General features: G+C 66.2%; 17 protein-coding genes and 2 tRNA genes. 3 read left to right on the forward strand and 16 right to left on the reverse strand.

Annotated features, from left to right (window positions below):
- Nucleotides 1–9: 9 nt before the first annotated feature.
- Genes CVS48_RS01145 through CVS48_RS01175 form a run of 7 tightly spaced genes read right to left on the reverse strand, consistent with a single transcriptional unit; the run spans nt 10 to nt 8,666 of the window.
- The gene (locus CVS48_RS01145) at nt 10–771 is read right to left on the reverse strand and encodes a drug:proton antiporter (protein ID WP_100852891.1); all 762 of its coding nucleotides are present in this window, start codon (nt 769–771) and stop codon (nt 10–12) included.
- Entirely contained in the window at nt 764–1,870 is a 1,107-nt protein-coding gene (locus CVS48_RS01150; protein ID WP_100852892.1) for an electron transfer flavoprotein subunit alpha/FixB family protein, read from the reverse strand. The genes CVS48_RS01145 and CVS48_RS01150 overlap by 8 nt, the downstream gene beginning before the upstream one ends.
- On the reverse strand, nt 1,870–3,768 hold the full coding sequence (locus CVS48_RS01155) for a (Fe-S)-binding protein (protein WP_100852893.1): 1,899 nt from the start codon (nt 3,766–3,768) through the stop codon (nt 1,870–1,872). Before CVS48_RS01155 ends, CVS48_RS01150 begins: the two co-directional genes overlap by 1 nt.
- Nucleotides 3,769–3,770: 2 nt before the next feature.
- Nucleotides 3,771–5,834, reverse strand: coding sequence for an NADH:flavin oxidoreductase (locus tag CVS48_RS01160; RefSeq protein ID WP_100852894.1), 2,064 nt, complete (start codon nt 5,832–5,834; stop codon nt 3,771–3,773).
- 8 nt (nt 5,835–5,842) lie between these two features.
- A complete protein-coding gene (locus tag CVS48_RS01165; RefSeq protein WP_100852895.1) occupies nt 5,843–6,364 on the reverse strand; it encodes a 4-vinyl reductase in 522 nt (173 codons plus the stop codon).
- A gap of 12 nt (nt 6,365–6,376) precedes the next feature.
- Nucleotides 6,377–7,363 carry a dipeptidase gene (locus CVS48_RS01170; protein ID WP_100852896.1) on the reverse strand — a complete coding sequence of 329 codons (987 nt, stop codon included), beginning with the start codon at nt 7,361–7,363 and terminating at the stop codon, nt 6,377–6,379.
- 25 nt (nt 7,364–7,388) lie between these two features.
- Nucleotides 7,389–8,666, reverse strand: coding sequence for a serine hydroxymethyltransferase (locus CVS48_RS01175; RefSeq protein ID WP_100852897.1), 1,278 nt, complete (start codon nt 8,664–8,666; stop codon nt 7,389–7,391).
- 291 nt (nt 8,667–8,957) lie between these two features.
- On the opposite strand from CVS48_RS01175, the gene CVS48_RS01180 reads away from it, so the two are divergent.
- From CVS48_RS01180 to CVS48_RS01190, 3 genes are all read left to right on the forward strand, one after another.
- The gene (locus CVS48_RS01180; protein ID WP_197723135.1) at nt 8,958–10,097 is read left to right on the forward strand and encodes a GlxA family transcriptional regulator; all 1,140 of its coding nucleotides are present in this window, start codon (nt 8,958–8,960) and stop codon (nt 10,095–10,097) included.
- Between the two features lie 168 nt (nt 10,098–10,265).
- A tRNA-Gly gene (locus CVS48_RS01185) sits at nt 10,266–10,341 on the forward strand.
- Nucleotides 10,342–10,396: 55 nt separating this feature from the next.
- Nucleotides 10,397–10,470: transfer RNA gene (locus CVS48_RS01190), tRNA-Cys, on the forward strand.
- Between the two features lie 100 nt (nt 10,471–10,570).
- Here CVS48_RS01190 and CVS48_RS01195 read toward each other — a convergent pair.
- The 9 genes from CVS48_RS01195 to CVS48_RS01235 are packed head-to-tail and all read right to left on the reverse strand — an operon-like array spanning nt 10,571 to nt 21,249.
- Nucleotides 10,571–12,193 (reverse strand): acyl-CoA synthetase, encoded by a 1,623-nt coding sequence (locus tag CVS48_RS01195; RefSeq protein WP_100852898.1) that lies wholly within the window; start codon nt 12,191–12,193, stop codon nt 10,571–10,573.
- A 9-nt stretch (nt 12,194–12,202) separates the two neighbouring features.
- On the reverse strand, nt 12,203–13,279 hold the full coding sequence (locus CVS48_RS01200; RefSeq protein ID WP_100852899.1) for a phosphotransferase: 1,077 nt from the start codon (nt 13,277–13,279) through the stop codon (nt 12,203–12,205).
- Nucleotides 13,276–14,502, reverse strand: coding sequence for an acyl-CoA dehydrogenase family protein (locus CVS48_RS01205; protein ID WP_100852900.1), 1,227 nt, complete (start codon nt 14,500–14,502; stop codon nt 13,276–13,278). The genes CVS48_RS01200 and CVS48_RS01205 overlap by 4 nt, the downstream gene beginning before the upstream one ends.
- Nucleotides 14,503–14,532: 30 nt before the next feature.
- Complete coding sequence (locus CVS48_RS01210; protein ID WP_100852901.1) at nt 14,533–15,294, reverse strand: SDR family NAD(P)-dependent oxidoreductase; 762 nt, start codon at nt 15,292–15,294, stop codon at nt 14,533–14,535.
- A 3-nt stretch (nt 15,295–15,297) separates the two neighbouring features.
- Nucleotides 15,298–15,684 carry an AtuA-related protein gene (locus tag CVS48_RS01215; protein ID WP_100852902.1) on the reverse strand — a complete coding sequence of 129 codons (387 nt, stop codon included), beginning with the start codon at nt 15,682–15,684 and terminating at the stop codon, nt 15,298–15,300.
- 10 nt (nt 15,685–15,694) lie between these two features.
- On the reverse strand, nt 15,695–17,053 hold the full coding sequence (locus CVS48_RS01220) for an acyclic terpene utilization AtuA family protein (protein ID WP_100852903.1): 1,359 nt from the start codon (nt 17,051–17,053) through the stop codon (nt 15,695–15,697).
- Between the two features lie 22 nt (nt 17,054–17,075).
- A complete protein-coding gene (locus CVS48_RS01225) occupies nt 17,076–18,053 on the reverse strand; it encodes a Bug family tripartite tricarboxylate transporter substrate binding protein (RefSeq protein ID WP_100852904.1) in 978 nt (325 codons plus the stop codon).
- Between the two features lie 37 nt (nt 18,054–18,090).
- A complete protein-coding gene (locus tag CVS48_RS01230) occupies nt 18,091–20,238 on the reverse strand; it encodes an acetate--CoA ligase family protein (protein WP_100852905.1) in 2,148 nt (715 codons plus the stop codon).
- A gap of 39 nt (nt 20,239–20,277) precedes the next feature.
- Nucleotides 20,278–21,249, reverse strand: a complete 972-nt coding sequence (locus CVS48_RS01235) for a tripartite tricarboxylate transporter substrate binding protein (protein WP_100852906.1) — start codon at nt 21,247–21,249, stop codon at nt 20,278–20,280.

Below are 21,249 nucleotides of genomic sequence, written 5' to 3' on the forward strand. Positions count from 1 at the left end.
TGATCCACCTCAGTAATCGATCAGGCTGTGGGTGCGCAGATAGGCGATGACCGCCTGCGCCTTCTCAAGAGGGCTGCCGTCGGTGATGACGGCCCCGCCTCGGCTTTCCATCGTGATGGCGGCCAACAGCCGAGCGTGGCCCGACCGCGATTCGCGCGCAGCCAGCTTGCGCGGGCGCCCGTAAGCCGCTTCGATCCGCAGCGCGGCGAGCGGGGCGGCCACCGCCCTGGGCTCGCGCGCCACAATCTGGCCGGCGCGCTGCCGTGCATAAACGTGGCGCACGTCCAGCGCGGCCAGGGGATGCACGGCCAGCACCGCCGGCAGCGTGGCGGCGACTTCACGCCGTTTTCCTTTGGGCAGCCATTGCTGCGTGACGACGCTGCCCGCGTCTATATCCGCCGACAAGACGGCGGGCAACAGCGGCCTATGCAGCGCCTGCGCCAGCAGATAAGGCAGCAGGCCACTGCCCGCGCCGCTTTCCGCCCGCGTGCCGCACAGCACCAGGTCGTAGTCGCGCACGTGCTCGGCCAGGGCTTGCAGCACGTCGCGGCCAGGGGCAACGTCAATCGCCTCGATCACGGCCGCGCCCAGTGCCAGATAGTCGCGCAGCGCCGGGGCGGCGGGGTCGCCCGCGTGGACCACATCCACGTCACCGTCCGCGAGCATCCGCGCCAATGCCAGTGCAAGCGCATCATTGCGGCTTGAGCGCGCCACCCCGCTGACGGGGTGTTCGCCCACCGAGACCAGCACCACGATGCGCGGCTTAGTCATGGCTGGCCTCGGGGTTGCGACGGGCGGCACGCGCCTGCCTGACTTCGGTCAACAGCGCCTCGGCCACCCGTTTGGTGTCGTCGATGATGCTTAGATCGGCGCGCCGGACCAGCGGCGCGCTGGCGTCCAGGTTGACCGCGATGACGTGGCGGCAGTCTTTGATGCCTTGCAGATGCTGCACCGCGCCCGAGATGCCGAATGCCAGGTATGCGCTGGCGCTGACCGTCTTGCCCGTGGCGCCGATCTGCTGGCCACGAGAGAAGCGCCCGTCGTCAACAGCGACCCGGCTGGCGCCCACCGCTGCGCCCAATGCGTCGGCCAAGGCCTGGAAGCCGGACAAGTCGCGCACGCCATTGCCCGCCGACACGATCAGGTCGGCCTCTTCCAGGCCCACTTCCGTTGCGGGTAGCGTGCGGGTGCCCTGATCGCGGTAGGCCGAGTTCATCGGCAGCGGCATGACGCGCGCGCTCTCGCCCTGCCCGACGAAGGGCAGACGGTCATCGATGGCGTCCGGCGCCAGCAGCACGATGCGCGGCAAGGCCTGGCGCGCCCGGCGCAGGCCCGCCCGCAGATAGGGGCTGGCCACGCTATCGGCGCTCAGTTCCAGCACATGGGCCGCCGCCGTATCGCCCGTGGCTGCCGCCAGGCGCCGGCCCAGGTCGCCGTCGGGCAGGCCGTTGTCAGGCAGGAAGACATGCAGCGGGCGATCACGCTCGATCAGCGTCATCAAGATGGCCAGTTCGGCATCAGGCGCATAGGCGGGCGGCGCGGTGATGACGGTGAGGCGGTCCGCGCCCAGTGCCCCGGCATCGCCGTCGAATTCGCCGAAAACCAGCAAATGCACGAAGGTGTCTTGCTCGGCAAGCAGGGCGGCGGCGGCCACGGCCTGACGCGCGTGCGGGTCCAGTTGGCCACGGTCGCTGTGCGCCACGGCGAGCATGCAGCGCCGTGCCTCGGCGGCACGCAAGGGCTTTTGCGCGGTCCTTTCCTGCAAGTCCGGGCCCGATGAAGGGCTGCCTTCGCCCAGCACGATGCGCCGGATTCCCCCTTCCGCTACGGTGTGGGGCCTGCGCGGATCGACTCTGCGTATGCGATGCATCATGCCTCCAAGGCGTCGGCCACCAGTTCCGCGATATCGCGCACGTCCGGCCTTGGCCCGACCACGCCTTCCAGCATGGCCGTGCAGTTTGGGCAGGCGACCACCACCCGGTGTGCGCCCACGTCGCGAGCGTCCTGGATGCGGATGTCGGGAATGCGCCGTTCGCCCGGAATATCCGTCAACGCGGCCCCGCCACCACCGCCGCAGCAGCGCCCATTCAAGCCGTGACGTGTCATTTCGTTGAGCGTCAGGCCCAAGTGGCGCAAGAGCTCACGCGGCGCCTCGGTCTCGCCGTTGTAGCGGCCCAGATAACAGGGGTCGTGATAGGTCAGGGGCGCGGGGTTGTCGGCCGGCTTCAGCCGCAAGCGGCCCGTGCCCGCCAATTGCGCCAGCAGGCTGGTGTGGTGCAGTACGTGGTAATGGCCGCCCAGCGCGGGATATTCATTGCGCAGGCTGTGCAGGATGTGCGGGTCGGCCGTGACGATGCGCTTGAACGTCAGGTGCGACAAGGTGCGTATGAGTCGGGTGGCCAGCAATTGGAACGTGGCTTCATCACCCAGACGTCGGGCGACGTCGCCGGTGTCGGTCTCGCAAGCCCCCAGCACGGCAAAGTCCACCCCGCCCGCCCGCATCGCCTTGACCAGCGCCCTCAGGCTGCGCTGGTAGCGCAAGCCGAATGCGCCCTCTCCGGCAATCAGCAACACGTCCACGGGTTTTCCGGGCTGGGCCTCCGGCACATTCAAGTCCACCGCCCAGTGGTAGCGAGCGCCAAGGTCATAGCCCCCAGCCGAGCCGGTTTCGCGCAAATTGGCCAGCACCGCGGGCGCCGTGCCCGGCACCGCGCCGTGTTCAAGCGTCTGCTGGCGGCGCATGTCGATGACAGCGTCGACGTGCTCAATCAGCATTGGGCATTCGTGCACGCAGGCACGGCAGGTGGTGCAGGCCCACAGCGACTCGGCGGCGAGCAGCCCCGGCACGATGGCGCTATGAGCCCCGCCCTTGCGCTCGCCCACGGGCATGCCCGGCATGGGGCTGCCGGCGTAAGCGGCATCTGATCCCCCTGCCATGCCCACCACCATGTCCTGGATCAGCTTCTTGGGATTCAAGGGCTGGCCCGCCGCATACGCGGGGCAGGCGGCTTCGCATTTGCCACACTGCACGCAGGCATCAAAGCTCAGCAGTTGGTTCCAGGCGAAGGCCGCCGGCTTGCCCACGCCCAAGGGCGCGGATGCCGGGTCGGCAAGCAGCGGCAGCGGGCGCAAGGCCGCCTTCTGGCCGGGCGACGCGCGGCCGAATCGTTCTGGCCGGGGATGAAAAGCCAGATGCAGCAGGCCTGCCAGCGCGTGCTTCATCGGCCCCCCACGGGCCGCGCCCACCGTCAGTTCCCACGCACCCAGCGCCAGCAGCGCCACCGTGGCAACGCCCGCCGCGCCCGATAGCAACGGCGTCGACACCCCACCAAGCAAGAGCAGGCCCAACGCGAAGGCGCCGAGCATCCAGGGCAGACGGTTCCACACCCCGCGCGACAAGCGCGCTGGCGGCTTGCGACGCCGATGCCAGACGAACAGCAGGCCGCCCAGCATCACCAGCGCCGCCACGGCGATGGCATGGTCCAAGGCCGGAACGTACAACGCCAAGCCGTAGTTCACCGCCACCAGCGCCATGGCGGCCACGGCGGCGCCGGCCGTAGCCACGTGCGTGCGGGCGATATAAGGGTCGCGCGCCACCACGCGATGCAGGTCGACGAAATACCGCTTGGGCACGGCCAGCAGGTCGCGCCAGCGCACCGGTGCGGCACGGCCTACGCGCCATAGCGCGGCCCGACGCAAGCCACCCACGCCCAGACCCAGCAGAGACAGCCAGAACAGCACGGTAATGACGGTGGCGAACGGTTGCATGATCAGAAGTCCTTGCAAAGCCGCAATGCGTCGTAGATGGCCGCGTGGATGTTGTGCATCGACACGCAATCGCCCACGCGAAAAAGCAGGAATCGGCCATCGCCCAAGGGCTGGCCAAGCGCGGGTTGCGGGTCGGCCGCGTACAGCGCATGCACGTCGGTCTGCCCCATGTTGGCGGACTTGCGCTTGAGCATGCCGTACAGCGCGTCGTTGGGCGTGATGCCGTTTTCGATGACCACCTGATCCACCAGGCGTTCTTCGCGCTCTTCGGTGTATTCGTTGCGCAGTAGCGCGACTTTCTTGTCACCCTCGGCGCTGACACGCAGCAGCCAATGGTTGGGGGTGAACACAACCTGCCGCGCATACAGGCGGCGATAGAAGATCGGGAAAGTGGTGCCACCCACGTCGTCGGCCACCTTGGGGTCGGGCGTCACGATCTCTACCTGCGCGCCGCGGCTGGCCAGAAAGTCGGCCACGCCTGCCCCGGCGTGCGTGCTGACGCCGTCATAGACCAATACATTGCGAGCGGGCTCGACCGCGCCCGACAGGATGTCCCAGGAGCTGACGGCCAGCCCGCGTGCAACGCCCCAGTCCGGCTGTTCGTGCACGTGGCTCAAGCCGCCCGTGGCCAGCACCACGATATCGGGACGCTGCGCCAACACCATGTCCTCGGTGGCCAGCGCACCCAGCCGGCAGTCCACGCCCAGGCGTTTGAGTTCCAGCGCAAACCACCGCACGATGCCGTCCATCTGCTCGCGCTGGGGCGCTTTTGCCGCGAGCAGAATCTGGCCGCCGATGGCAGCGCCCCGCTCGAACAGCACCACGTCATGCCCGCGTTCGGCACAGACGCGCGCGGCCTCCATGCCTGCCGGGCCGGCGCCCACCACCACTATTTTTCGATGCGGCCCGCGCGAACGCGGAACCACGTGCGGCATGGTCTCTTCGCGGGCGGTCGCCGCGTTCTGGATGCACAGCACGTCCAGGCCGTCGTACTGCCGATCGATGCAGTAATTGGCGCCCACGCACTGCTTGATCTCGTCTTCGCGGTCGTCACGTATTTTCAGGACCAGGTGCGGGTCCGCAATGTGGGCGCGCGTCATGCCGACCAGGTCGGCGTGGCCCGCGGCCAGCAGGCGCTCGGCCTGCACCGCGTCGCGAATGCTTTGCGCGTGCATCACCGGTATTCGCACCACCGACTTGATGCCCGCCGCCAGATACGCAAAGGGTTCGGGCGGAAGCGCCATCGGCGGCATGCAATTGGCCAGCGAATTGTGCGTGTCCGCCCCCGACCCGATCACACCCAGGTAGTCGATCAGCCCCGTCTCGGCCATGGCTTGCGCAATCTCGCGCAAGGCTTCGTGGTCAAGGCCGTCGTCGTGGAATTCATCGCCGCACATGCGCAGGCCCACGCAGAAATCCGCGCCCACGGCTTCGCGGACGGCTTGCAACACATCCAGCCCAAAGCGCAGACGATTGCGCAAGCTGCCGCCATAGGCGTCGTTGCGGAAGTTGGTGCGGGGGCTCCAGAATTGGTCGATCAGATGCTGGTGCGCGGCTGATATCTCGATGCCGTCCATGCCCGCCTGCTGCACCCGCTTGGCGGCCGCGGCGAAGTCGCCGATGATGCGCCCGATCTCTTCCACTTCGATGGTCTTGGCGTTGCCCCGGTGCACAGGCTCGCGCACGCCGGACGGCGACAGCAGATGCGGCCAGTGTTCGCCATGCCAGGCCGAGCGCCTTCCCATATGCGTCGCCTGGATCATGACCTTCGCGCCATGGCGATGCATGGCGTCGCTGAGTTTTGCCAGCGGTTCGATGACGCGGTCGGTGGTCAGGTTGACTGACCGCCACCAGCCTTGCGGACTGTCTTGCGACACCGGGCTGGACCCGCCGCAGATGGCAAGACCCAGGCCGCCCTTCGCCTTTTCCTCGTAGTAGGCAATGTAGCGGTCACCGGGCAGGCCGCCGGGTTCTGCATGCACCTCGGCGTGCGCGGTGCTGACGATGCGGTTGCGCAGCACCAACCGGTTCAACGTCAACGGCGCAAACAGATGGGGATAACGCATGGCCGGCCTCAGGCGACAGGGCTGACGGTGAATTCGCAGTGCGCGTGCCCTTCCGCGGCGCACTGACTTTCCACACACTGCGCGCGCGTGGCGCCGCCGTGCTGGTCGGCAAGCCAGTCCATGGCCCCCGCGAACCATCCCGAGAACATGTGGCAACACTTGCCGCCCGCCTGTGGTTGGCCAAGCACAAAGGCGGAATGGCGCAACACGATGCGCGCGGTCATCGCGGTGGGATCCGCATCGGTCAAGCGGAACAAGCCCCAGCCTCGTTGCGACAGCCGCGTCAGATAGTGCTCATAGACGGCAAGGCCGGCCAGGCGATGTTCGCGCGCTTCCTGCTCGCACCAGTGGTAAGCCGAACGATGCCCGGCGCCGTACAGAATGCGCGCGTAGGCCTCGTGCCCCAGCTCGGCCTCGATGGCCGCATGGTTATTGATGAAGAAATGGCGCGGCACATACAGCATCGGCATGCCGTCCGTGCTCCAGACGCCCGTCTGTTCATTGACGTTGATCGGAACCTGGGGATTCATTTTGACCGCTCCTTAAGCTGCCTGCACGCCCGAGGGCCAGACTTCGCCGAACACGCGCAGCCAGTTCTCGCCCAGGATTTTCCGGATGTGGATCTCGCTCCAGCCCGCGCGCTGCATCGCGGCGGTCAGATTGGGAAATTCGCCGATGGTCTGAATGCCCTCGGGGTTGCGGATGGCGCCGAAGTCCGTCAAGCGGCGATGGCGGCCCTTGTCGTGCGTCAGCCAATCGAAGAATGGCTGGCCATACCCTTGCGTGAAATCGGTGCCGATACCCACCGCGTCTTCGCCGACCAGGTCGACGACATAGCCGATGGCCTCGACGTAGTCGTCCACGGTGGCCTGCACGCCGCGCTTGAGAAAGGGCGGAAACATCGTCACGCCGATGAATCCGCCGCGCTCTGCAATAAAGCGCAACTGCGCGTCGCTCTTGTTGCGCGGGTGCTCTTTCAGCCCGGCCGGCAGGCAGTGCGAATAGCAAACGGGTTTGGAAGAAGCCAGGATCGCCTCTTCGGACGTCGTGGCGCCTACGTGGGACAAGTCCACCATGATGCCAACCCGGTTCATCTCGGCGACAACTTCGCGGCCGTAGCCGGACAAGCCGCCGTCGCGTTCGTAGCATCCCGTGCCGATCAGGTTCTGCGTGTTGTAGCAAAGCTGGACCACGCGCACACCCATGTCGGCAAAGGCTTCGACCGCGCCCAGGTTGTCCTGGAATGCATGGCCGTTCTGAAAGCCCAGGATGATGCCCGTCTTGCCGTCGCGCTTGGCTTGGCGGATATCTTCGGTGGTGCGCACCAACGTCACCAGGTCATCATTGGCGCGAATCAGCGCTTTCATGGCGGCGATGTTGGCGACGGTTTGTTCAAACCCCTCCCAGACCGACACCGTGCAGTTGGCAGCCGTCAACCCGCCCCGTTTCATGTCTTCGAACACGGACCGGTCCCATTTCGAGATGATCAGGCCGTCAATAACCATACTTTTCTGATGAAGCGTCGTCATGCCGTTCCCCCTGGAATTGTGCCGCTCAGTAGATGGGATGGCGCTGACAGAGCGCCTGGACCTCGCTTCGGATACGCCGCTCGGTGGCTTCGTGCTCGTCAGGGCTGGTGACCAGCATGTCGATCACATGGACGATCATTTCCCCGATGGCGCGAAATTCGTCCTCGCCAAAGCCGCGCGACGTGGCGGCCGGCGTGCCCAGGCGGATGCCGGAGGTGACTGACGGGCTTTGCGTATCGAAAGGGATGCCGTTCTTGTTGCAGGTGATGCCCGCCTGCTCAAGGGCGCGCTCGACATGGGCGCCAGTGAGCCCCTTGGAACGCAGGTCCAGCAATAAAAGGTGGTTGTCCGTGCCGCCCGAAACCAGGTCGATGCCGCCCGCCATCAGCACGTGACCCAGCGTTTTCGCATTGGTCAGGACGCGGTCGATATAGCGCTTGAAGTCCGTTTGCAGGGCTTCGCCGAAGGCCACCGTCTTGGCGGCCACCACGTGCATCAGCGGGCCACCCTGCAACCCGGGAAACACCGCCGAATTGATCTTCCTGGCGAGCGCGCCATCGTTGGTCAGGATGAAGCCGCCTCGCGGACCGCGCAACGTCTTGTGCGTGGTCGAGGTCACGACGTGCGCATGCGGGACCGGGCTTGGATGCTTGCCGGCCGCGACCAGGCCGGCAATATGCGCCATGTCCACCATCAGCAGCGCCCCGGCTTCGTCGGCAATCTGGCGAAAGCGGGCGAAGTCCGGCTGCCTTGGGTAGGCCGAAAAGCCCGCGATGATGAGCTTGGGACGGTGCGCCAGCGCCAGGCGCCGGACTTCGTCATAGTCGATCAGGCTGTCGTATTGGCGCACGCCGTACTGCACGGCGTTGAACCATCGCCCAGACATCGCGGGCCGCGCACCGTGGGTCAGGTGCCCACCGGCATCCAGCGACATGCCCAGCACGGTGTCGCCGGGTTCCAGCAAGGCCAGCATGACCGCGCCGTTGGCCTGGGCGCCCGAATGCGGCTGCACGTTGGCGTAGTCGGCCTGGAACAGCTCGCGCACGCGCAGCAGCGCCAGCGATTCCACCTCGTCCATGTGTTCACAGCCGCCGTAGAAGCGCCGCCCCACATAGCCTTCGGCGTACTTGTTGGTCAACACCGAGCCCTGCGCTTCCATCACGGCGCGGGACACCAGGTTTTCAGATGCGATCAGTTCGATCTGGGTCTGTTGGCGGCGCAGTTCGCGTTCCTGCATGGCCATCACGACCGGGTCGCGCTTGGCCAGCGGTGCGGAGAAAAAAGACGACGAGGACTGGAACATGACGACCCTGCCTTCGGTAGCAACGGCATTCGGAAATCCGGCATGAACCGGCCCTGTGGAGCATTCTTTCCCAAACGTCCTGGACGCTGTTATCTGAACCGGACCAGATCTTGTCCGATTACGACAGCGTCAATCGCCATCGGCCGGCAAGCCGCCTGCAGCAATGTTCTGCGAATTTTCGTATTCGTCCTAAGGGCACAGGCGCAAGGCTGGCCTACGATGCAACGGTCCCATGCCGAATCCTCCGAGCCGGCATCCCAGTGCGACTACATCCGCCCAAGGAGCATCGCCATGACAGCCCCTTTGCCGAGCCCGGATCGCCAGCATCTTCGGCACTTCGGTTTCCTGCCCTTGCCGCAATTCACCATGCTGTCGTTCATGACCGCGATTGAAGTGCTGCGCATGGCCAACCATCTGCTGGGCCGGCCTTATTACCGATGGTCCATCGTCAGCGCATCATCCGGGCCGGTCGTGGCCAGCAACGGGCTGACCGTGCAAGCCAGCATGCCGAACGATGCCGATCCGCCCGACGCCGTGTTCGTTTGCGGCGGCACGCGCGCAAACGCCGACGTCGACCACGCCACATTGGAATGGCTGCAGCACCTGGCCGCGCGCGATGTGACGCTGGGTAGTCTGTGCACGGGCACCCACACGCTGCTGCGAGCCGGCCTGCTCGACGGCTATACCTGCGCGTCGCATTGGGAAGACCTGGTGATGCTGCAACGCGAGTTCCCCAAGAGCCGCTTGTCGCAAGACCTGTTCGTGATCGACCGCGACCGCATCACCTGCACGGGCGGCACCGCGCCGCTGGACATGATGTTGAACCTGGTGGGCGAATCCGTCGGCGCCGGCATCGTCGCCCTGATCGCCAACCAGTTCACCATCGGACATGTGCGCGACCACAAGGACAAGCAGCGCATGCCCGCGTCGATGCGCATGCCCGCCGCGCATCCCGCGCTGGCCGAAGTCATCGCGCTGATGGAGGTCAACCTGAAAGAGCCGTTGTCGCTGGATGAGCTGGCGCATCTGTCGGGGGCTTCGCAGCGTCAATTGCAGCGGTTGTTCCGCGAACACCTGGGCACCACGCCCAAGCAGCACTATCTAAGCCTCAGGTTGCGCCACGCACGCGCACTGCTGCGCCAGACGCCGATGTCGATCACCAGCATCACGTCCGCCTGCGGCTTTCAGTCGGCATGTCATTTCAGCAAGACGTACCGGGCGCTGTATGGGGCCGCGCCCAGTTCGGAACGGCGCAATCCGCAGTCGTTTGACCACGATCGGCGTGGCCCGGCGTTGGGGCCGGGATCGGGGCTGGGATCGGGGCCGGGATCGGAGGCGGGGTTGGATGCCAGATTGGGGGCCGGCCTGGGCACGGATCTGGATCCGAAAGCCTTTTCCCCCCGATCCACCCGCAACGCTACACAAGCCTGAAATTCTGTGTATAATCGCTGTCTTTGGTGAACACGGCCTTCGAGGAAAGCTTCTCGAATTTCACCAAACCCCTGCTGAAAATTTTCATAATTTCAGCGGAAGAAGCAGTAGCAGCGGAAGAAGCAGTAGCAGCGGAAGAAGCAGTAGCAGCAGAAGAAGCAGTACAACGCGGGAGTAGCTCAGTTGGTAGAGCGCAACCTTGCCAAGGTTGAGGTCGCGAGTTCGAGACTCGTCTCCCGCTCCAAATACAAGAAGGAAGCATCGGCCAACACCGCGCTTCCTTTTTTCTTGCAAGTGCTGGCGCAATGGCAGAGTGGTCATGCAGCGGATTGCAAATCCGTGTACGTCGGTTCGATTCCGGCTTGCGCCTCCAGTATCTTTAAGGCTCGCAGCGATGCGGGCCTTTTTGTTTTCTGGCGCGGTGTGGGGATAGCCACGGTCGAATAGCCGCCATTGGATAGCCATCGTCACGATCAGCCAAGCTGGCTGGCGCGGGTTCGCAGGACAAACTTCTGGATTTTCCCCGTTGCGGTCTTCGGCAAGTCGCCGAAGATCACGGTGCGCGGCGTCTTGAAGCCCGCCAAGTGTTCGCGGCAATACCGGACCAGATCCTCCACCCCGCATGCCGACCCGGGTTTCAGCGTGACGAAGGCGCAGGGTGTTTCGCCCCACACGGCATCCGGACGGGCCACCACGGCGGCTTCCAGCACGTCGGGGTGCCGATACAGGAGGCTTTCGATTTCCAGGGTGGAGATGTTCTCGCCGCCAGAAATGATGATGTCTTTGGCCCGGTCCTTGATTTCGATATAGCCGTCGGCATGCACCACACCCAGGTCGCCCGAATGGAACCAGCCACCGGCGAACGCTTCGGCGGTGGCATGCGGGTTGCGCAGGTATCCCTTCATGAGCGTATTGCCTCGCAGCACGATCTCGCCAAGTGTGGCGCCGTCGGCAGGGACCGGCCGCATGGCATCGTCCACCACTTGCACCGCCTCCAGGTTGACCTTGCGCACGCCGATGCGGGCCTTCAGCGCGGCGCGCTCCTGCAGCGGCAGCGCGTCCCATTCCTCGTGCCAGGCACAACTGATGGAGGGCCCATAGGTTTCAGTCAGACCGTACAGGTGAGTCACTCCCATGCCCAGTTGGTCCATGGCTTCGATCACGGCGGCGGGCGGAGCCGCGCCACCGGTCATGGCCTGGACAGGATGCGTGGCGCGACGCCGCAGCGCGGCAGGCGCGTTGATCAGCATGTTCAGCACCACGGGGGCCGCGCAAAAGAAGCCCACGCGACTGCGCTCGATGGCCTGGAAGATCGCCTCGGGCTCGACGCGGCGCAAACAGACGTTCGTGCCCGCCAACGCCGCCATGGTCCAGGGAAAGCACCAGCCGTTGCAATGGAACATGGGCAGGGTCCATAGATACACCGAGTGCGGCGGCATGCCGCAGGTCAGAACGTTGCCGGTGGCATTGAGGTACGCGCCCCGGTGGTGGTAGACCACGCCCTTGGGATCACCGGTCGTGCCCGAGGTGTAGTTCAGGCTCAGGCTCTGCCATTCGTCCTGGGGCCAGTCCCACAACGCATCGGTGGACTGCGCCGCCAACCAGGACTCGTACTCGGCATCGCCCAGGTCGCCATGCGCGCCCCGATATTCGGCGTCTTCGATACGCACCGTCTTTGGTGGCGCGTGCAGGCGCGCCAGCACGCCACGCACCAGATCCGCGTACTCGCTGTCGTACAGCAACACCCTCGCGGCGCCATGCTCCAGGATGAAGGCAAGCGTGCTCGCATCCAACCGTGTGTTCAGCGCGTTCAGTACGCCGCCGGCCATCGGGATTCCAAAATGCGCCTCGTACAGTGCCGGCACATTCGGCGCCAGGATGGCGACGACATCCCCACGGCGCACCCCCCAGTCTTGCAAGGCAGCCGCCAACTGGCGGCAGCGCCCATAGGTCTCGCCCCAACTCTGGCTGCGCTCGCCGTGCAGCAAGGCGGCGCGTTCCGGATACACGCTGGCCGCCCATTGCAGAAAGCCCAGCGGCGTCAGCGCGACGTGGTTGGCGGGGCTGGGCGGCATGTCGGACGGGATGGCGGTCATTGCAATCTCCTAGGAAACGGAATTGGCCAAGCGCGCGGACTCGCGTTGGGCGGCGTCCCACCCGAGTCCGGCCAGCGGTGCCACCCTGGCACCCATCTCCTTCCCATCGATAGCGGCGGCGTTGCCCCCCAAGGCGCGCGCGTAGACGCCTTGCAAGATGGCGGCGATGCGGAAGAAGCTATATGCAAGGTAGAAATCCCAATTCGGCGGCGGCTGGATGCCACGCGCGCGGCAGTACGACCGGACGAACTCGGCCTCGCTGGGAATGCCCAGCGCTGCCAGATCCAGCCCCGCGATGCCTCGCCACAACGACGGCGGGATCCGCCAGCACATGCAGTGGTACGCCAGGTCCGCCATGGGGTGACCCAGCGTGGACAACTCCCAATCCAGCAGGGCGATGGCACGCGGCGCCACGGGGTCGAACACCAGGTTGTCGATTCGGTAGTCGCCGTGTACCAGACGGGTCTGATCGTCTGTGGGAAGGTGGCGTGGCAGCCAGTCGATCAGTGCGTCCATGGCGGGGATCACAGCGGTCTCGGTGTCGCGGTACTGCCGCGCCCAGCGGGCCACCTGCCGTGCGAAGAAATCCCCTGCCCGACCATAGTCCGACAGGCCCACGGCAGCGGGATCCACGGCGTGCAGCGTCGCCAGCACACGGCCCGTTTCGCCATACAGGGCGCCGCGTTCGGCGGGTTCCAGGCCAGGCAGGGCCGGATCCATGAAGACGCGGCCCCGCGCATAGCTCATCAGATAGAACGGCGTGCCCAACACGTCAGCGTCTGCGCAGTAGTGCAGCATGCGCGGAACCGGCACGTCGGTACTCGCCAGCGCGGCCATGACCCGGTATTCGCGGTCGATGGCGTGGGCTGACGGCAACAGCGTGCCGGGCGGCTGCTTGCGCAGCACGCGCGCGCCGGCCTTGTCCTCCAGCAAATAGGTGGGGTTGGACTGCCCCCCCGTCAACGGGCGGACGCTCAGGCTTTGCGCGTCGCACAAGCCATGTTCGGACAGGTAGGCAGCCAGTGCCGGCAGCCAATCGGGCGCGTTGCCGGAGGCAGCCAGGGACGAGTGCGGGGACGCGCTCATACCAGCGCCTTGCGCGGAGCATCCGCTTCGTCCCAGCACCAGAATGCGTCGCCCTCATCCATCAGGTGGCGCGCCAGCACCATCTTGTGTACCTCCGACGCGCCATCCACCAAGCGAGCCTGGCGCGCGTAGCGATAGATCCATTCCAGCGGCGTGTCCTTTGAATAGCCACGGGCACCATTGAGCTGCAACGCAGTGTCAACGACCTTATGCAAGGTCTCTGATACGACGATCTTGGCCATGGAGATTTCCTTGCGCGCAAATGCCCCCTGATCCAGCCTCACAGCCGCGCGCATGGTGAGCAGCCGGCCGATTTCGATCTGCATGGCGGCGTCGCCCAAGAGCCACTGGACGCCCTCGCGGTCGGCCAGCTTCTGCCCGAAGCTGCTGCGCTCGCCCACGTAGTCGACCGCCACCTCCATGGCCCGCCGCGCCAGGCCCAGCCACCGCATGCAATGCGTAAGGCGCGCGGGACCAAGCCGAATCTGCGTCAGCTTCAGGCCGTCGCCCACATTCATCAGGCGGTTCTCGTCGGGGATCTCAAGCCCGTCGAATTCCAGTTCGCAATGCCCCCCGTGTTCCTCGGGGCCCATGATCGGTATGCGGCGCTCAATGCGCCAACCCGGCTGGCTGGCATCGAACAGGAACGCGGAAAGACCTTCGCGCGTATCGTCCGACGTGCGCGCGATCAGGATGAAGTGTTGCGCCGCGCCGGCCCCGGTGATGAACCATTTGCGGCCGTTGATGACCCATTTATCGCCCTTGCGGGTGGCGGTGGTGCGCATCATGGACGGGTCTGAGCCACTGCCGGGGCTGGGCTCGGTCATCACGAAAGACGAGCGCACCTTGCCGTCGATAATGGGTTGCAGCCAGCGGTCTTGCTGATCGGGCCGCGCCACTTGCGCCAGCACGCGCATATTGCCGTCATCGGGTGCGGCGGCATTGAAGGCCGCCGGCCCAAAAATCGAACGGTTCATTTCCTCGTAGCAGGCGGCCAGGCCCACCATGGGCAGCCCCTGGCCGCCCCGCTCGCGCGGCATCTGCAAGGCCCACAGACCTGCCTCGCGGGCCTTGGCGCGCACGCGGTCCAACAAGGCCTCGTCTATGTTCTCGTGGGCATCGTAGTTGCCGCGGTCGGCTTCCAGCGGAATCAGTTCACGGTCGACGAACGCGCGTACCCGCAAGCGGGTGGCTTCCAGTTCGGGGGGCAGGGAAAAATCCATGTTCTAGTCTCCGGATAAAGGAAATTCGGTTCAGATAGAACTTGTCAGGTGGCCGCCGTCCACGTCGATGACGGCGCCGGTCATGTAGGCGGAGGCGTCGGAGGCCAGCAGCAACAAGGGGCCGTCCAGGTCTTCCATGCGGCCCAGGCGGCGCTGCGGGATACGCTTGATCAGCGCCGCCCCGGCCTCCGTGGCAAAGAACTCGCGGTTCAGGTCCGTGCCGATGTAGCCAGGAGCCAGCGCGTTGACGCGAATACCATGGCGCGCCCATTCCAGCGCCAGCGCTCGGGTCAGATGCAACAGGCCAGCCTTGGCGGCGGTGTAGGCGGCAACATGCGAGGCCACGCGCTGGCCCAGGATGGAAGCGATATTGATAATGGCGCCCGACCTGCCACGGCCGTGGAAGTGGCGCGCCGCGCATTGGGCGACACGCCAGGCGCCGTTGAGATTGACGTCGATCAGTCCCGTCCAGTCCGCTTCCGAGATATCGAGCGCCGCGCGCGTCATGGCAACGCCGGCATTGTTAACGACGATATCCACCGGCCCCAGCTCGCTTTCCACCTGCTCGAATGCTGCCTGCACGCTGTCGGGCCGCGTGACATCCATGCCCGCCACGCAGGACTGACCGCCCTGCGCGCGGATTTCGCGCGCCAGATCCTCGCCCAGTTCGGTGCGGCGTCCGCATAGCGCCACGCGCACGCCGGCGTCGGCCAGGCGTAGCGAGAAGTGGCGCCCCAACCCGCTGTAGGCGCCGGTCACCAGCGCAGTTTTGGATTTCAGGTCTTCAAACATCGGCTAGGCTCCTTGGTCCAAGGTGGCGGGCGTCCGACCCTTGCCCGGCCCGCGCAACAGCGGCGACAAAACGTCCGGCACGTCCAACTCGAAACGCAGCACGGCGCTGGCCAGGGACTTGCCGTAGTTGTCGAGCGCCAGGCTGCGCGAGACTCCGCCGCCCAGCGCGCCTTCCAGCACGAAATTCAGCACGCACAGGCCATCGACCTCGTAGCGCGTGATCGGGCCCAGCACCGCTTGCTCGTTGTAGATGACACGCAGCGCCTGCGCGCTGAGCGCCTGCTTGATGTGGGGATAGAAATCCGGCTCGTAGGCAATCACCGCAATGTTCGAGGTGTTGCCCTTGTCGCCGGAACGTGTATGCGCAATTTGACGTAAGGTGACCCGCATGTCGGCTCCTTCAAACGAAATCGATGGTGCATTGCACGGATTCACGCGGTGTCAGCGCCGACCACAGGCCGATGACCTCACGGACCCGATCCTGGTGCGGCACGCGTTTGCCGGTGGAGGCCAACCCGCATACCGCCATGCCGTCGACCTCGCGCCCGATCTTCTCGGCTTCCGCCCGAGAGCCGCTGCGGGCGGCAATGCGCACCGCCACCTCGGCCGGTTCGCACGCGGAGGGCGATGACGCGGCGCCATGCACCGCGTTGACGCCGATGAAGTCGATGCGCAGTGCATCGGCGCGCAAGCCCACAATGCGCAGGCGTTCGCGCAGAATGGTTTCCGCCAGGCGCGCCTTGTCCAGACAGCCCGGTCCGGCGAAAAAGAACATGTCTTCGCCAATATAGCCCTCGGCACATCCCAGCGACACCTTGAGCGTCGACGTGCGCGGATGCCCCGCTATGCCGCTCACCCGCACGCGGTCCGGGCCGGTTTGCACCAGGCTCGCGCCGGTGAAATCCACCACCACGTCCGGCGTGATGTAGCGCGCCGGGTCGTGGACTTCGTAGAACATCTGTTCTTTCACCGTGCGCAGGTCGATGCAGCCGCCTGTGCCGTCCACCTTGCCGATATCGGCGGTGCCATCGGCTTGCACATCCGCATAAGGAAAGGCCAGGTTCCACGGCTGCGGCACGTCTTTGTAGCCAGGATCACTGAAGTAGCCGCCGGTGACCTGCGCGCCGCACTCCAACAGATGACCGATGCCGCTGCCCTGCCCCAACCTGTCCCAGTCATCATCGCGCCATCCAAAGTGATGCATCATCGGCGCCAGGAAAAGCGACGGATCCGCCACCCGGCCGGTGACGACGATGTCGGCGCCTTGGTCCAGGGCCTGGACGATGGCGGCAGCGCCCGCGTAGGGTTCCGCTGAGATCAGGCTGTCCGCGATCGAGGCCACGGGCGCGCCGCTTTCCATGATCGTGGCGCCGCTGGCGGCGATGGTGGCGCTAAGGTCGGTGGCGCTGACCGCCGCGACGCGAGCGTGCGACCAACCCGCCTCGGCGCACAGCTCGGCGATACGTTGGGCCGCGCCACGCGGGTTGATCCACCCCTGGTTGGAGATGATGCGTGTGCCACGCTTCATGCAGTGCGGCAGCACGGCACGCATGCGGTCGTCCAGCCAGGTGTCATAACCAGGAAACGCGGGGTCGCGGCGCTTGCGCACCTGGGCCGCCGAGACCGTCGCTTCGGCCATGGTTTCGAAGCACAGGAAATCCAGCTCGCCACGCTCGGCGTTCCAGCGCGCCGGGTCGATGCGGTCGCCCCACCAACCGGCACCCGAGCCGATACGCAGTGTTGTCGCGTTGTTCTTCATGTCTTCCTCCTGTTCGCGCGGCTTACTGCGCGTGGATGCCGGCCTGGCGTATGACCGTGCGCCATTTGTCGGTGTCGGCGCGGATAATGGCGGCGTAGTCTTCCGGCGTATTGGCGACGGGAATCGCGCCCAGCGCCTCGACCTGTCCGCGCAACGATGCGTCCTGCATGGCGTCGGCCACGACCGCTTGCAGGCGCGCGATGATCGGCGCGGGCGTGCCTGCCGGCGCCAGCAGACCGAACCAGGCATTCACCTCGTAGCCGGGCAGCCCGGATTCCGCCACCGTGGGTACATCCGGCAGCATCGGCACGCGCGTCGCCGTGGTCACGGCCAAGGCCTTCACGGCGCCCGACTTGATCTGACCCATGGCCGAGGGCAAGTTGTCGTACATCAATTGCACCTGGCCACCGATCAAGTCGGTCATTGCAGGGGCCGAACCCTTGTACGGCACATGGCGGACATCCACTTGCGCCATGCTGTTGAAGAGTTCCCCCGACAGGTGTGGAGATCCGCCCAGACTGGTGGACGCGAAGTTCAGGCTGCCCGGGTTGCGGCGCGCGAGATCAAGCAGTTGCGCCACGCTGTTCACACCGACCTTGGGATTCACCAGCAGCACGTTGGGTGAGTTGGCCAGCAAGGTGACCGGCGCAAAATCGCGTGCGGCGTCGTAAGGAAGCTGGGCGTACAGGAACTGGTTGCTGGCCTGCGTGCCGACCGTGCCCATCAACAGCGTGTAGCCGTCGGGCTTGGCCCGCGCCACCGCGGCCGCGCCGATGCCGCCGCCGGCGCCCGGCCGATTTTCCACCACGATGCTCTGCCCCAGACCGGCACTTGCCTCGCGCGCGACCAGCCGCGCCAGCAGATCGGTGGTGCCGCCAGCCGGAAAAGGCACCACTAGCGTAATGGGCCGCGTCGGCCAGTCGCTGATGGCTTGGGCATGGATGGCAGGAGTGGTCGACAGGGCTAGCGCCGCTGCGACCAGAAGGACGAATCTGTGCATAAGGGTCTCCTTGGATCGGGCTTGGGGTGTGCCGTTGTCAGGCTGCAAGGCCTGGCACCGATAAGCTGCTTCCATTGATTTCGACAAGCGCATCCAGCGCCACCGCCCCCTGCCCCATGGCGCCAACCAGCACAGGGTTGATATCGATCGAAGCCAGCCGAGATCCGGCGGACAGCACGTAGCGGCCAAGCGCCACGGCCTGCACCGCCAAGGCCGGGATATCCGCGGGCGGATCGCCGCGCACACCCCGCAACAGCGCGCCGATGCGCAGGCCACGCAATTTTTCGATGACCTGATCGGTGTCGAACGGCGGCATCAGCACCGCCACGTCGCGCAGCGCCTCGACATACTTGCCACCACTGCCGATCATGACGACGGGTCCCAGCACCGGATCCATCCGCGCGCCCAGCGCGCATTCGTGCAGGCCGCGCTGCATTCGCGCCACCAGCCAGACGCCGTCGCGCACCCCCAGGCCGGCCAGGGTTTGCGCCTGTTGCGACAGCGCTGTCCGCAGCGCCGCTTCATCATTCAGTCCCAGCGCCACCAAGCCATGTTCCGACTTGTGCGGCAATTGCGCCGAGCAAGCCTTCAGGGCCACCGGCGCGCCCATACGCCGCCATGCCGCCACCGCCTCATCGGCGTCGCGACAGACAGCATGCGCCACAACGGCCAGTCCGGCCCGGGCCAGTAAAGCCAGGCTCTCGGCCTCAGACAAAAAACCACCAGCCACGCCGGGCGCCAGGCAGCTCGCAATCTGGCCTTGCGGCGCGGCGGGCGCGGCGAGGCTGCTGCGCTCGCGCAGCCGGCGCAGTCGAAACAGCGCCGCCATGGCATCCATCGCCTGCATTTCGTCGGCGTACACCGGCAGGCCGCGCGCGCGGAAGACCTTGGCAACGTTCTCCTGCCAGGCAACCACGGTGACCGGCTTGGACGCCGACCGGGCAAAGTCCGCCGCATCGGCCGCGAACGAGTCCACGTCGTAGCCACGGCCCGCCACCGGGATGTCCAACAGGAACATGTCGGCGGCCGGGTCGGCGCCTATCACCGGCAGCACCTGGCCAAACAGGCCGTTGTTCGACAGCAGTGCCGCGGTGATGTCCACGGGATTTACGGTGGTGGCAAAGCCGGGCAGGCGTTCGGCCAGCGCCCGCTGGGTGGCGATGTTCAAGGGGGCGATGTCCAGCCCCCGATCCGCGGCGGCATCCGAGGCCAGCACGCAACTGGCGCCTGAATTGCTGACCACTACCACCCGAGGGCCCTGCGGCAGCGGGCTGCGCAGGGCCAGTTCGGCGTAGCGCACAAGCTCCTGCGGATCGCGCGCCCGGAGGATGCCGTGATGCTCAAGGAACGCATCCACGGCCCGGTCTTCGTTGGCCAAGGCGCCGGTATGCGAGGCCGCGGCGCGGGCGCCCGCCTCGGACCGCCCTGCCTTGACCACGATCAACGGCACGCCACGCGCCCGCGCCATCGCGGCGGCCTGGGCTAGCGGCCCAGCCTCACGCAGCGACTCAAGGTACAGCAGCACGATGCCCACTTCCGGGTCGCGTAGCGTCGCGCAGGCCAGTTCCGAGACCGAGACGTCGGCCTCGTTGCCGGTGGCATGCACATGCCGCACGCCGATGCCGCGCTGGCGCAGCAGGCCGTACACCATGGCGCACATGCCGCCGCTTTGGCTGATGACCGCCACGGGCCCATCTTCCGGCTCCACCTCCATGAACATGGTCGAGAAGCTGGCGATGGCGCCGTTGCCGAAATTGGCCAGGCCTTGCGAATTCGGGCCCACGATGCGCAGGCCGGCGGCGCGCGCCCGTGCCGTCATTGCATCTTGCAGCGCGCGACCCGCCGGCCCGGTTTCCGAAAAGCCCGCCGAAATGACGATGGCGGCGGCCACGCCCAATTCCGCGCATTGGTCCACGGCCTGTACGGCCTGTTCTCCCGCCACCGCCACGATCGCAAGGTCCGGCGCAACGGGCAACGCGGCCAGGCTGGGCCAGGCGCGTTCGCCCTGGACCTCGGCACGTTGTGGATTGATCGGGTACAGCGTGCCCGCATAGCCGTGACGCCGCATGTAATGTATGGGTCGGCCGCCGATCTTGTCCGGGTTGTCAGACGCGCCGACGATGGCGATAGAGGCCGGGTGAAGCAGCCGTGCAAGGCCTGCTTCACCGGTAAGTACAGAAGCCATGGAACTCCCCTAGCTAGGATAGGTGCGTGGCCGGAGCGGTCAGTTGACCGTCGCCCCGGAAGTCTTGACGACGCTTGCCCATTTGCCGATCTCGGCGTCCAGAAAGCGGGCCGTGTCGGCGGGCGTCATCCAGGCGGAGGCGAAGCCCTGCGCCGCAAACTTTTGCTTGATATCGGGACGTTCCAACACTTTGTGCAACGCGCTGCTAAGCCGCTGCACCACCGCGTCGGGCGTGCCGACCGGCGCCAGCAGGCCATTCCAGGCGGTGGCTTCATACCCCGGCAGCCCAGCCTCGGCCACCGTCGGCACGTCAGGCGCGGCAGCCGAGCGTGTCGCGCCGGTGATGGCAAGCGCCTTGAGCTTTCCACCCTTCACATAGGGCATTGATGACAGCATCGTGTCGAACATGACGTCGGCCTGCCCGCCCATGACGTCGGTCAGTGCGGGCGCGCTGCCCCGGTACGGCACATGCACCATGCGCACGCCGGCCATGGCGTCGAACAACTCTGCCGCCAGGTGGGTGGACTGCCCATTGCCGGACGAGGCGAAGCTGAGCTTGTCGGGTGTGGCCTTGGCCAGCGCGATCAGCTCGCGCACATTGGAGGCGGGCAGGTCCGGCCGGGCGACGATAACCAGTGGCCCTTGGGTCAACAAGGACAACGGCGCGAAGCTCTTGCGCGTGTCGTAGTTCAAGTTCTTGAACAGCGACATATTGATGGCGTGGGCGGTGGTCGCCATCAGCAGCGTATAGCCGTCGGGAGTGCTTTTGGCGACCATGTCGGCGCCGATGTTGCCGCCGGCGCCGGAACGATTGTCGACGATGATGGTTTGCTTGAGCTCGTCGCCCAGGCCCTGCGCCACGACGCGGGCCACGATGTCGGTGGGGCCTCCCGGGGGATAGGGAACCACGAGGGTGATGGACTTGTCAGGCCAGTCCTGAGCGGCCGCGGCGGTGGCCGCCGCCAGGGAAATCACGGCCAGGGCCGTGCGCCATGCTGCGATTGCGCGCAT

The sequence above is a fragment of the Achromobacter spanius genome (genome assembly GCF_002812705.1).
Lineage (GTDB): Bacteria > Pseudomonadota > Gammaproteobacteria > Burkholderiales > Burkholderiaceae_B > Achromobacter > Achromobacter spanius.